Raw genomic sequence first — 13,437 nt, forward strand, 5'->3', positions numbered from 1 at the left:
TTGCTATTTATCTTAAAACGCGTATGACTGTTCTCAAGGTGTCGTAACCTTACACAAAGCGGATAACCGCACCCGATAGATCAAGCGGTTTTTTGTACCTAAAATTTGCAATTTTGGGGCAAAAGGCACAATTTATTTAAACTCAATACCGAGGGGGCGAGGAATACAACACCCGAAAGGGAAATAACTCCAGCCGTCTTTGTGTGGCTTACGAACCCCCCTTGGCACCCTATTTTATAGGGTAAAATTTCGTAAATACACAAAGGAGTTCATTATGAACGCTCAACAATTTTCATTCAAACTTTATTCACGTCTTATCAATAACCGTTCACAGCTTTTGATTTCTCTGCAAGATTTATATATTGCGATTGATAAGGCATTCCAGTATCTGGCACATTAAAACTGATGTTACCTAAATTAGGCTTTATTCTTAATCAAGACTACATTGAGGTTGAAAGCTGGCGATCTGATCAATTGGCAATTACTTTTTTAATTACACCCGAAACAGCTTTAATTTACTTAAACACTTTTGAAACAACGGATAAAGTAAAAAATGCATTAAAGCGATCGCTCAATTACTTTCAAGTAAATCTCCTGAACTTGAACAAAGTATAATAAATCAAGAAATCACAAAACAGCACTACATTACGCAAACACAAGCATTTTTTGAACAATATTTTTCTTATAAAGGCGTTCATTTTTTATTAAGTAAAGATGATTTAATAGTACTTGAGCGAATGAAAGGAGCTTGCACCGCTTTTGAGCAAATGCTACTTGAAGTGAATAATAACCGTTCATTAAGCTATGAAGCCTTAGCCGATTTATTTTCTTGTTGTACCGCTCCTCTATTTGACGTGCTGAAACGTATAAAAGACGTAGGCGATGAAACCAATACAATTAAAGCCTTAGGGGCTGTTGATCTTTTGAGTTTAAATCTTAACCAAACAACAATTTCCCCCAGCGAATACAACAAATCATTGCTAGCGATGCCGCATAATTTCTTGCTAACTTATCGTACCGAGTCGCAATGGCTCGGTATTGTTTTAAAAAAGCAAACGCATTTTCAACTAAATGGCGATAACGATATAAACACCAGTCTATATCATCATTACCCACCTTTGAATTTCGTCTACGAGGTATAACTGGAACTGCTTTTGTTGTCGTCAAAATAAGTGCTCGTAAGGCTTCACAATCATAACCTCTGTCTGCAACAATGGTCTCACTGTCAGGTAACAATTCCACAAGCTCAGGCGCAGCTTTACTGTCGTGAACTTCACCCCCGTCAGAACAAAATCAATAGGATTTCCACAACTATCTACCGCTAAATGAATTTTTGTGCTATTACCGCCACACTTTTGCCAATCGCTTGCGGATTTTGACCGCTTAGTTTGTACGGAATGGTTAGGTTTTGGCGAACTAAATTATACCAAATTTCTATGTCGTTTGTTTTTTTGTACTTAAAAGATCAACACGCTCTAGACATTTTGAATAAATTAAGAGCATACAAGAAAATTTTTTAAAAAAGTGCTAGACAAGCGAGAGTGAAATCACTAATATACGCCTCCGTTGCGACGCAGTACTGAAAACAACGCGTTCGTAGCTCAGTTGGATAGAGCGTTGGCCTCCGGAGCCAAAGGTCGCAGGTTCAAATCCTGTCGAGCGCGCCAGAGGTAATGCAATATCGACTAGAAATGGTGGCTATAGCTCAGTTGGTAGAGCCCTGGATTGTGATTCCAGTTGTCGTGGGTTCGAGTCCCATTAGCCACCCCATTAAATATATGCAGTGGCATATCAGACGGCGAGTAGCGCAGCTTGGTAGCGCAACTGGTTTGGGACCAGTGGGTCGTAGGTTCAAATCCTATCTCGCCGACCACTTTATTTTGCTCTTTAACAACTTATCAGACAATCTGTGTGGGCACTTGTTGATTGACTTTGTTTAAATATATTTTTTTAATTTTGAAGTCTTAATAGGTGCTTAAACTAGAAATTCATTTTTACTTAAAAGTAATATGTAAACTTTAGCTAAGCAGTTTATTGAGCGATTAAACTTTTTAAATTGAAGAGTTTGATCATGGCTCAGATTGAACGCTGGCGGCAGGCTTAACACATGCAAGTCGAACGGTAGCAGGGAGGAAGCTTGCTTTCTTTGCTGACGAGTGGCGGACGGGTGAGTAATGCTTGGGGATCTGGCTTATGGAGGGGGATAACGACGGGAAACTGTCGCTAATACCGCGTAATGTCTAAGGACTAGAGGGTGGGACTTTCGGGCCACCTGCCATAAGATGAGCCCAAGTGGGATTAGGTAGTTGGTGGGGTAAAGGCCTACCAAGCCGACGATCTCTAGCTGGTCTGAGAGGATGACCAGCCACACTGGAACTGAGACACGGTCCAGACTCCTACGGGAGGCAGCAGTGGGGAATATTGCACAATGGGGGGAACCCTGATGCAGCCATGCCGCGTGAATGAAGAAGGCCTTCGGGTTGTAAAGTTCTTTCGGTGATGAGGAAGGGTGATGTTTTAATAGAGCATTACATTGACGTTAGTCACAGAAGAAGCACCGGCTAACTCCGTGCCAGCAGCCGCGGTAATACGGAGGGTGCGAGCGTTAATCGGAATGACTGGGCGTAAAGGGCACGCAGGCGGTGACTTAAGTGAGATGTGAAAGCCCCGAGCTTAACTTGGGAATTGCATTTCATACTGGGTGGCTAGAGTATTTTAGGGAGGGGTAGAATTCCACGTGTAGCGGTGAAATGCGTAGAGATGTGGAGGAATACCGAAGGCGAAGGCAGCCCCTTGGGAAAATACTGACGCTCATGTGCGAAAGCGTGGGGAGCAAACAGGATTAGATACCCTGGTAGTCCACGCTGTAAACGCTGTCGATTTGGGGATTGGGCTTTATGTTTGGTGCCCGTAGCTAACGTGATAAATCGACCGCCTGGGGAGTACGGCCGCAAGGTTAAAACTCAAATGAATTGACGGGGGCCCGCACAAGCGGTGGAGCATGTGGTTTAATTCGATGCAACGCGAAGAACCTTACCTACTCTTGACATCCTAAGAAGCTTTCAGAGATGAGAGTGTGCCTTCGGGAACTTAGAGACAGGTGCTGCATGGCTGTCGTCAGCTCGTGTTGTGAAATGTTGGGTTAAGTCCCGCAACGAGCGCAACCCTTATCCTTTGTTGCCAGCGATTCGGTCGGGAACTCAAAGGAGACTGCCAGTGATAAACTGGAGGAAGGTGGGGATGACGTCAAGTCATCATGGCCCTTACGAGTAGGGCTACACACGTGCTACAATGGTGCATACAGAGGGTGACGAAGCCGCGAGGTGGAGTGAATCTCAGAAAGTGCATCTAAGTCCGGATTGGAGTCTGCAACTCGACTCCATGAAGTCGGAATCGCTAGTAATCGCGAATCAGAATGTCGCGGTGAATACGTTCCCGGGCCTTGTACACACCGCCCGTCACACCATGGGAGTGGGTTGTACCAGAAGTAGATAGCTTAACTGAAAGGGGGGGCGTTTACCACGGTATGATTCATGACTGGGGTGAAGTCGTAACAAGGTAACCGTAGGGGAACCTGCGGTTGGATCACCTCCTTACCTGAATGAAGAGATTTGCAAGTGTTCACACAGATTGTTTGGTAATTGTAGACAAGAAAGAGAACGAAGACATCCTTTTGGGTCTGTAGCTCAGGTGGTTAGAGCGCACCCCTGATAAGGGTGAGGTCGGTGGTTCAAGTCCACTCAGACCCACCACTCTAAACGGTGAAGAGAAATCTATACTGAATAGTGAGTGAAACGAAGAAAGCGATGTGATGACATTTTGGGGATATAGCTCAGCTGGGAGAGCGCCTGCCTTGCACGCAGGAGGTCAGCGGTTCGATCCCGCTTATCTCCACCAATCATCATATTTAAGTGAACAAGCAAAATAGAAACTGAATGCGAAATAAAAGCAAGAAGTGACCGCTTGTTAATTTAAGTATGATGATTTAGCCGAAAGGTGATTATCGAATGTTCTTTAAAAATTTGGAAACAAGCTGAAAACTGAGAGATTTTCTGTAGGGGCAAATCACATTTGCCCTGAAACAAGAAAGTCTGAGTAGTAAGAAAAATCTTGACTGAACAAAAGCAGTCAAGTGTTTAGTAGTTAATATCAACTTCAAGTGAAAATGTTTGAGGTTGTATGGTTAAGTGACTAAGCGTACACGGTGGATGCCTAGGCAATCAGAGGCGAAGAAGGACGTGCTAATCTGCGAAAAGCTTGGATGAGTTGATAAGAAGCGTTTAATCCAAGATATCCGAATGGGGAAACCCAGTAGATGAAGAATCTACTATCAATAGATGAATACATAGTCTGTTGAGGCAAACCGGGAGAACTGAAACATCTAAGTACCCCGAGGAAAAGAAATCAACCGAGATTTTGTCAGTAGCGGCGAGCGAAAGCGAAAGAGCCAGCAAGTGATAGCAGCAAAGACAGAAGAATTGGCTGGGAAGCCAAGCGACACAGGGTGATAGCCCCGTATTTTAAGTTTATGTTGTGGTACTAAACTTGCAACAAGTAGGGCGGGACACGAGAAATCCTGTTTGAAGATGGGGGGACCATCCTCCAAGGCTAAATACTCCTGATTGACCGATAGTGAACCAGTACTGTGAAGGAAAGGCGAAAAGAACCCCAGTGAGGGGAGTGAAATAGAACCTGAAACCGTGTACGTACAAGCAGTGGGAGCCCTTTTGGGTGACTGCGTACCTTTTGTATAATGGGTCAGCGACTTATATTTTGTAGCGAGGTTAACTGAATAAGGGAGCCGAAGGGAAACCGAGTCTTAACTGGGCGGTGAGTTGCAAGGTATAGACCCGAAACCCGGTGATCTAGCCATGGGCAGGTTGAAGGTTGGGTAACACTAACTGGAGGACCGAACCGACTAATGTTGAAAAATTAGCGGATGACTTGTGGCTGGGGGTGAAAGGCCAATCAAACCGGGAGATAGCTGGTTCTCCCCGAAATCTATTTAGGTAGAGCCTTATGTGAATACCTTCGGGGGTAGAGCACTGTTTCGGCTAGGGGTTCATCCCGGATTACCAACCCGATGCAAACTGCGAATACCGAAGAGTAATGCATAGGAGACACACAGTGGGTGCTAACGTCCATCGTGGAGAGGGAAACAACCCAGACCGCCAGCTAAGGTCCCAAAGTCTATATTAAGTGGGAAACGAAGTGGGAAGGCTTAGACAGCTAGGATGTTGGCTTAGAAGCAGCCACCATTTAAAGAAAGCGTAATAGCTCACTAGTCGAGTCGGCCTGCGCGGAAGATGTAACGGGGCTAAAATATAGCACCGAAGCTGCGGCATCAGGCGTATCACAAATACGCCTTCGATTAACAACATCGAATGAAGTGAAACGGAATAAGATGTTGGTCAAGCACCCAACACGTTGAGTTGGCATAAAGTGCGGATAGAAATCAGAGGAATATTTGTGATACGCCTGTTGGGTAGGGGAGCGTTGTGTAAGTCGATGAAGGTGTATTGAGAAGTATGCTGGAGATATCACAAGTGCGAATGCTGACATAAGTAACGATAAAACGAGTGAAAAACTCGTTCGCCGGAAGACCAAGGGTTCCTGTCCAACGTTAATCGGGGCAGGGTGAGTCGGCCCCTAAGGCGAGGCTGAAAAGCGTAGTCGATGGGAAACGGGTTAATATTCCCGTACTTGGTAAAGCTGCGATGTGGGGACGGAGAAGGTTAGGTTAGCAGACTGTTGGATGTCTGTTTAAGTTGGTAGGTGGGAAGTTTAGGCAAATCCGGACTTCCATAACACTGAGAGATGATGACGAGTTTCTACGGAAATGAAGTAACTGATACCACGCTTCCAGGAAAAGCCACTAAGCGAAAGGCTTTACTAAACCGTACTGAAAACCGACACAGGTGGTCAGGTAGAGAATACTCAGGCGCTTGAGAGAACTCGGGTGAAGGAACTAGGCAAAATAGCACCGTAACTTCGGGAGAAGGTGCGCTGGCGTAGGTTGTAAGAGTATACCTCCGAAGGCTGAACCAGTCGAAGATACCAGCTGGCTGCAACTGTTTATTAAAAACACAGCACTCTGCAAACACGAAAGTGGACGTATAGGGTGTGATGCCTGCCCGGTGCTGGAAGGTTAATTGATGGTGTTATCGAAAGAGAAGCTCCTGATCGAAGCCCCAGTAAACGGCGGCCGTAACTATAACGGTCCTAAGGTAGCGAAATTCCTTGTCGGGTAAGTTCCGACCTGCACGAATGGCATAATGATGGCCAGGCTGTCTCCACCCGAGACTCAGTGAAATTGAAATCGCCGTGAAGATGCGGTGTACCCGCGGCTAGACGGAAAGACCCCGTGAACCTTTACTATAGCTTGACACTGAACATTGAATTTTGATGTGTAGGATAGGTGGGAGACTTAGAAGCAGGCACGCCAGTGCTTGTGGAGTCGTCCTTGAAATACCACCCTTTAACGTTTGATGTTCTAACGAAGATTACGAAACGTGGTCTCGGACAGTGTCTGGTGGGTAGTTTGACTGGGGCGGTCTCCTCCCAAAGCGTAACGGAGGAGCACGAAGGTTTGCTAATCACGGTCGGACATCGTGAGGTTAGTGCAATGGTATAAGCAAGCTTAACTGCGAGACAGACAAGTCGAGCAGGTGCGAAAGCAGGTCATAGTGATCCGGTGGTTCTGAATGGAAGGGCCATCGCTCAACGGATAAAAGGTACTCCGGGGATAACAGGCTGATACCGCCCAAGAGTTCATATCGACGGCGGTGTTTGGCACCTCGATGTCGGCTCATCACATCCTGGGGCTGAAGTAGGTCCCAAGGGTATGGCTGTTCGCCATTTAAAGTGGTACGCGAGCTGGGTTTAGAACGTCGTGAGACAGTTCGGTCCCTATCTGCCGTGGGCGTTGGAGAATTGAGAGGGGCTGCTCCTAGTACGAGAGGACCGGAGTGGACGCATCACTGGTGTACCAGTTGTCTCGCCAGAGGCATTGCTGGGTAGCTAAATGCGGAAGAGATAAGTGCTGAAAGCATCTAAGCACGAAACTCGCCTTAAGATGAGTTCTCCCTAGCTATAAGCTAGTAAGGGTTGTTGAAGACTACGACGTAGATAGGTCTGGTGTGTAAGCGGTGTGAGCCGTTGAGCTAACAGATACTAATTGCCCGAGAGGCTTAACTATACAACCTCAAGCGTTTTTGAAGTAGACGTGAGAGAGCTGAATAAAAGCAACAAACTAACTAAACAAAATAAAACAAAGAGACTCAGAACAGCTTGTTTCGAAATTAGAATAGTGTAGGGGCAAATTACATTTGCCCTTAAAGAACAGAAAGATGTAGGGGCAAATTATATTTGCCCTTAAAGAACAGAAAGATGTAGGGGCAAATTACATTTGCCCTTAAAGAACGGAAAGATGTAGGGGCAAATTACATTTGCCCTTAAAGAACGGAAAGATGTAGGGACAAATTACATTTGCCCTTAAAGAACAGAAAAAAGAAGATAGAGAGAATCATCAAAAGATTTTCCCGACGACAATAGTGCAGTTGTCCCACCTGACTCCATACCGAACTCAGAAGTGAAAAGCTGTAACGTCGATGGTAGTGTGGGGATTCCCCATGTGAGAGTAGAGCATCGTCGGGGTTTTATTAACTTAGTTCATTAAATTAGTGAACTAACTTAATAAAAGAATTTCTTGGCAACAATAGTGCTGTGGTCCCACCTGACTCCATACCGAACTCAGAAGTGAAAAGCTGTAACGTCGATGGTAGTGTGGGGATTCCCCATGTGAGAGTAGGGCACCATCAGGGCATTAATTTAAACCCTAGTAGAGATACTGGGGTTTTTGCTTTTTGTTCGGGAAAACAAAACTAAGGGATTTTAACCCAATTAATCTTTTTCAAGTTTATAAAAGTGTGGTGGAAAAAATTGAGTTTTTTCGTTGAATTTGACTTCATAATGTAGATATTTCTACAATTATGTTATAATTTTGTTAATTATTAACCAATATAAGGAATTTATGTGTCAGCCCAGAAGCTTATTAGTACACTCACTCAAATTGTGGGGGAGAAATATATTATTACTGAAGCCTCCAAAACAGAAGTTTATCGAAGTGGTTATCGTTTTGGATCAGGAAATGCACTTGCCGTTGTACGTCCAGCGACATTACTAGAGTTTTGGGAAATATTAAAGGCTTGTGTTGCAGCTGATGTTATAGTGATTACCCAAGCTGCAAATACGGGGTTGACAGGGGGTTCGACACCGAATGGCGATGATTATGATCGGGATATCGTGATTATTAATGCAATGAGAATCAATGGAATTCAACTTATTAATAATGCGAGCCAGGTTGTGTGTTTGCCTGGTTCTACTCTTAATGCTCTAGAGAATGCATTAAAACCTCACAATAGAGAAGCACATTCTGTAATAGGCTCATCATGTATTGGTGCATCGGTTATTGGTGGTGTTTGCAATAATTCGGGAGGGGCTTTAGTACAACGAGGACCGGCTTATACCGAAATGGCACTTTATGCTCAATTAAATGAAAAAGGTGAATTAGAACTTAAAAATCACTTAGGGATTGATTTAGGTGAAACACCTGAAGAGATTTTACAAAATCTACAAGAACAGCGTTATCAACGTAAGGATATTCAACTAGAATGTGGAAAAGGACATGATCATGCTTACTGTAATCATGTTCGTCAAATAGACGAAGATTCACCCGCTCGTTTTAATGCTGATCCGGCTCGTCATTATGAAGCATCCGGAAGTGCAGGGAAGTTAGCTATTTTTGCTGTACGTTTAGATACTTTTCCTGCAGAAAAAGAAACGGCTGTATTTTATATTGGAACAAATCGAACTGAAGTTCTTAATGATATTCGCCGTTATATGCTAGCTAATTTTCAGCAGTTACCAATTTCAGGAGAATATATTCATCGTGATGCTTTTGATATGGCTGCAGAATATGGTAAAGATACATTTTGGGTAATTAAAAAGCTGGGTACTCATCGTTTACCAATGTTATTCGCACTAAAAGCGAGAGTAGACCGTTTAGCTAAAAAATATCATTTTTTACCTAACCATTTGAGTGATAAAGCATTACAATTAATTTCTAAAGTATTACCACAGCATTTACCTTTAAGTCTTCGTCAATATCGAGATAAATATGAACATCATTTAATCGTTAAAATGGGGGGGGGGGAGGTGTTACAGAAGCAAGAGAATATTTAAAAACCTACTTCGCAGAAAGTGCTAAAGGTGGTTATTTCGAATGTAATTCGGAAGAAACTCAAGCGGCAATGCTTCACAGATTTGCTGTTGCTTCTGCGGCAGTACGTTACAGAGCTATTCATGAAAAAGAGGTAGAGGATATTGTTGCTTTAGATATTGCGTTGCGCCGCAATGATAGTGAATGGTTTGAAGTATTACCAACAGAGATCAACGATAAAATTAGCCATAAACTCTATTACGGTCATTTTATGTGCCATGTTTTTCATCAGGATTATATTGTGAAAAAAGGTCATGACTGCGTAGCATTAGAGCATAAAATGTTAGAATTGCTTGACCAACGTGGTGCCCAGTATCCTGCTGAGCATAATGTAGGACATTTGTATGAAGCAAAACCTACTTTACGTAAATTCTATCAACATCTTGATCCAACAAATAGTTTTAACCCAGGTATCGGACAAACTTCAAAGAAAAAATATTGGCAATAGCTGAGATATATTCGAAGATTTAGTACAAGATTGATATAACAACCTGTGTTTCTTGTTTGATACAGGTTGTTTTTATTTGGCATAGTAGACAAAAGTGTTGGTAAAAAGTGACTTAAAGCCTTATACTACAAGGCTTTAAGCCCTCATTTTGATTCTTGCTGACAACCTCTAACTCATTGATTCCATTATGATTATATTTTGAAATCCAACGACATAGCGTTGTGTCTTTGAGTTGAAATTGCCGATGAGTGAGAGATCGATTTTTGCCATTTTGAGGATAAAACTCGATTACTTGTTGTTTGAATAATTTGTTATATTTGGTCATAAAAAATCTACACATTAATCAGTTGGTTGTTTAGTCCAACTTTTTGAGTGCAGATTACTTTTTTATAACCTTAAAAAATAGGTGTAATAGACAAATTTGTTGCTAAAAAGAGGCTTAACGCCTTATAGTACAAGGCTTTAAGCCTCTTTTTGAAACATGAACAAAAAACTGTCCATTTTGCCAAAGTCTGAAAATAAAGAAACATGGTACATCAAATAATATTCAACGATATTTTTGTCATAAATGCCATAAAACCTTTTCCTTCAAAAATAAATTAGACCCAATTAAAATTTGGACTGATTACACATCTGGAAAACAAACCTATCAACAACTTGCCGTTAAATATCATTGTTCAGTCAGAACGATTCAAAGATATATTGATAAAGCCCCTAAAACATCTTTAAAACCGCCTTTAAATCGACATCTGAATATCATTATGGATACAACATTCTTCGGGCGTTATTTTGGTGTATTAGTGCTAATGGATTCTAATTCAAATAACGTCATTGCCCATTATTTTGTCCGAACCGAAAAAGATATTTACTACAAACTTGCTCTAAATAGGTTAAGAGAAAAAGGCTATATAATTCAATCAATTACCTTCGATGGTTGGAGTGGTTTGATGAAAGATTTATTTAATACGCCAGCACAGATGTGTCAATTTCATATGGTGGAGATTATGATGCGAAAATTAAGAAAAAAGCATCAATCGCAACTATATGAGATAGCATATTCATTAAAACTGACATAGTAAAAATGGTTGCTATGCCTAAAATTTAGGGCTAACTTACATCAGCCCCTAAATTCGTGTGGAGATGTGGGGTACTGACTATTTTTGCATAGAAAGAAAGAAAAAAATTTGGGCTGAAAAAATGCGGTGGAGCTTTGTGTGATGGGGCTTACCGCATTTTTTTGTTGGGGGGGGGGAGTTATGCAAAAAGTAAAATGGGCAAAAATGGTTGAAAATGGGCAGTTTTTGCAATATTTTTTGCATAGGTTTGGGCAGGTTTGATCGGTTTTTAAAATGGGTTTAAGAAATTTTAAAACCCATTTTAAATTTTTAAATTAGGCTGTGTCCGATATGAACCACTTGCGACCCTATCCCAAATTCTGTGTAAACACCCATTTCAACTTAACGGTGATCGTCTAAGCGATCACCAAAATCAATCATAAATCGATTCATCGCCAGTTTCCAGTTCTGAATCGGCATTGTCCATTTTTTTGATGCATCTTTAATCGCAAGCCAAATCACTTTGAAAACTGAATCATCCGTCGGGAATACATTTCGTTTTTTAATCACGCGACGAATCACGCTATTAAGCGATTCCACGGCATTCGTGGTATAAATCGCTTTACGAATATCAGCCGGATAATCAAAAAATGTGGCAATATTTGCCCAGTTATCTTCCCAGCCTTTCGCCACAAGCGGGTATTTTGCCTGCCATTTTTGCGAAAGTGCGGTCAGATTTTCGCGAGCCTGTGCTTCCGTCGGGGCTTGATAAACCTGCTTTAAATCTGCGGTGACGGCTTTGTAATCTTTCCACGAAACGAATTTCAAGCTGTTACGCACTAAATGCACAATGCAAAGCTGAATCTTCGTTTTAGGATAGACTGCATTGATGGCTTCTGGGAAGCCTTTTAAACCGTCTACACAGGCAATAAAAATGTCTTTTAAGCCTCGATTTTGAAGCTCTGTCAGCACATTTGCCCAGAACTTCGCACCTTCATTTTCAGCAATCCAATCACGGTCACGAGGCGTCTCAATTTCTATCTCACCTTCATCACAAATGACGGTCTTAGATGTGTAACCGTTACGTGCATTTTTACCTTTTCTAGGCTGATGTTTTTAGGTTTTTGGCAAATTCCGCTGCCAAGGCGTGAAGTTGTTTTTCGTTCATAATAAAATACCTGTGTCTGAATGTATTATCTCAGAAACAGGTATTTACACAAATTGTGGGAGAGGCTCATTAAAATATTCATTAGCAACCATTTTGTCTACTATGCCAAATAATTGGGGAGTTTTTACATTAATTAGCCCGTCTCTGTTGCAATAACCAATTTAATACTTCTGGACTATTAAATACAGCATCCCATGTATTATGCGGATTATTATTAATAATTCCATTATCTCCTTCTTTCTCTGTGCTAAATTCTGTATATTTAACATAAGGAGCATTTAGTTCTTTAGTAAGTATTTGATAATTAATTCTAGAGCCTTTTACTGGAGAAACTTTATCTTCCTTACTGTGAAAAAACCAAATCGGTATATTTTTAATTGGAGATAAATTCTCTTTAGTTGCATTACCATCTATCCATTCAATTGTATAGGCCTCTCTACCTCCCATTAAAAGCGCTCCTGCAAAGAAATCTGGATGCTTTAATAACAAATATAGCCCGCCTTCTGCACCACGAGATAATCCCGTAATATAAATTCTATTGGGATCTATCATCGGATAAGATTTCAATGTATTGTCAATCATTTTAAACAAGAGGTTATGACGATTATCAGTTTGCCAATGAATCCCCCCTTTACTACCTGTAGAATAATTATCAAAAGAATCAAAAACACTATCGTATTGAGGTGCTAAGACAAACCCATCTTCATACTGTAAAGTAGCTATAGCTCCTTTACTTGATAGTAAATGAGCAATATTGTCTTTTCCTACTTGTCCTGAACCATGTAAGAAGATGGTTAGAGGATATTTTTCTTTATTTAAGGAAGAGGGAATATGTAATCTATAATTCAATTTATTTTTTGGATCGTCGATAGTAACTGTTCCTTCCACAAAACTATCTGTGTCTGTTTTTAAATTACCCCGAAGAATCGTTTCTGTCCATTGTTCTTTATCTAATGTTTTACCATTAGTTAACTTTAAAAAACCTGTTTGTTCTATATTATATGATAGCCTTTCTCCATAGAATACTGGTACTCTTATTGCCTGTTTTTTCTCATTAGGGATGATATTACCTTGAATATCCTTTTCTCTAAATAACATAGGAGTATCATTTTCTACTTTAATTTCGTATAAATCTGAACCCTTATCTCTAACATCCATCTCAATAATAATAAATTTACCTTGTTTTGATTTAAAGGAAACATCAGGTTGATCATTTACATATGCTTTTAAAATAACCCTATCTTTAAGAGGTTTTCCATCCAAATATGGTGTTACTTTATATAATTGTGACAAATCACTTCCTGATAAGATATTATCTTCATACTTTAAAGCAAGAGCTTTTATTTTTTGACCTTTAGCTGTAGTTTCTGCTAGAAAAGTTATATCTACTTTTTCTGATACTTTTTGAGGTTGATCATCTATCCCATAAGCATGGGATACACAAAATAGACCTAATAAAGCATATAAAGTTTTCATTTTTTCCTCC

Annotated in this window: 3 protein-coding genes, 5 tRNA genes, 4 rRNA genes and 4 pseudogenes; 12 read left to right on the plus strand and 4 right to left on the minus strand. The window is 41.1% G+C overall.

The genetic code is table 11. The annotated features are described in order from the left end of the window. The first annotated feature begins 274 nt into the window (after positions 1–274). On the plus strand, positions 275–400 hold the full coding sequence (locus J1G47_RS12005) for a hypothetical protein (protein ID WP_010786080.1): 126 nt from the start codon (positions 275–277) through the stop codon (positions 398–400). A 536-nt stretch (positions 401–936) separates the two neighbouring features. Here the strand turns inward: J1G47_RS12005 and J1G47_RS03350 are convergent. Next, a pseudogene (locus tag J1G47_RS03350) lies at positions 937–1,384 on the minus strand (IS5 family transposase); the annotation flags it as partial. Positions 1,385–1,590: 206 nt separating this feature from the next. Between J1G47_RS03350 and J1G47_RS03355 the strand changes: the two are divergent. From J1G47_RS03355 to dld, 10 genes and pseudogenes are all read left to right on the plus strand, one after another. Next, positions 1,591–1,667: transfer RNA gene (locus J1G47_RS03355), tRNA-Arg, on the plus strand. A gap of 27 nt (positions 1,668–1,694) precedes the next feature. Then, a tRNA-His gene (locus tag J1G47_RS03360) sits at positions 1,695–1,770 on the plus strand. A gap of 26 nt (positions 1,771–1,796) precedes the next feature. After that, a tRNA-Pro gene (locus J1G47_RS03365) sits at positions 1,797–1,873 on the plus strand. Between the two features lie 180 nt (positions 1,874–2,053). Beyond that, a 16S ribosomal RNA gene (locus J1G47_RS03370) occupies positions 2,054–3,596 on the plus strand. Between the two features lie 79 nt (positions 3,597–3,675). After that, positions 3,676–3,752: transfer RNA gene (locus J1G47_RS03375), tRNA-Ile, on the plus strand. Positions 3,753–3,821: 69 nt separating this feature from the next. Further along, positions 3,822–3,897 (plus strand) — tRNA-Ala (locus tag J1G47_RS03380). A 284-nt stretch (positions 3,898–4,181) separates the two neighbouring features. Further along, positions 4,182–7,198, plus strand: a 23S ribosomal RNA gene (locus J1G47_RS03385). Positions 7,199–7,540: 342 nt separating this feature from the next. After that, positions 7,541–7,656 (plus strand): 5S ribosomal RNA (gene rrf, locus J1G47_RS03390). Positions 7,657–7,707: 51 nt separating this feature from the next. After that, positions 7,708–7,823: ribosomal RNA gene (rrf, locus tag J1G47_RS03395) — 5S ribosomal RNA — on the plus strand. Together the 16S, 23S and 5S rRNA genes with 5 tRNA genes alongside form the textbook arrangement of a ribosomal RNA operon. Positions 7,824–8,034: 211 nt before the next feature. Next, positions 8,035–9,728: pseudogene (gene dld, locus J1G47_RS03400) on the plus strand (D-lactate dehydrogenase). A gap of 148 nt (positions 9,729–9,876) precedes the next feature. On the opposite strand, the pseudogene J1G47_RS11750 reads toward dld, so the two are convergent. Then, positions 9,877–10,053 (minus strand): annotated as a pseudogene (locus J1G47_RS11750) (helix-turn-helix domain-containing protein); the annotation flags it as partial. Between the two features lie 193 nt (positions 10,054–10,246). Between J1G47_RS11750 and J1G47_RS12080 the strand changes: the two are divergent. Then, complete coding sequence (locus J1G47_RS12080; RefSeq protein ID WP_419471192.1) at positions 10,247–10,804, plus strand: IS256 family transposase, variant Zn-binding type; 558 nt, start codon at positions 10,247–10,249, stop codon at positions 10,802–10,804. A gap of 381 nt (positions 10,805–11,185) precedes the next feature. On the opposite strand, the pseudogene J1G47_RS03410 reads toward J1G47_RS12080, so the two are convergent. Continuing rightward, positions 11,186–11,794, minus strand: a pseudogene (locus tag J1G47_RS03410) (IS256 family transposase); the annotation flags it as partial. Positions 11,795–12,080: 286 nt separating this feature from the next. Further along, positions 12,081–13,427, minus strand: coding sequence for an alpha/beta hydrolase-fold protein (locus tag J1G47_RS03415; RefSeq protein ID WP_207326755.1), 1,347 nt, complete (start codon positions 13,425–13,427; stop codon positions 12,081–12,083). Positions 13,428–13,437: the final 10 nt, after the last annotated feature.

The organism is Glaesserella parasuis (genome assembly GCF_017352235.1).
Classification (GTDB): Bacteria; Pseudomonadota; Gammaproteobacteria; order Enterobacterales; family Pasteurellaceae; genus Glaesserella; species Glaesserella parasuis.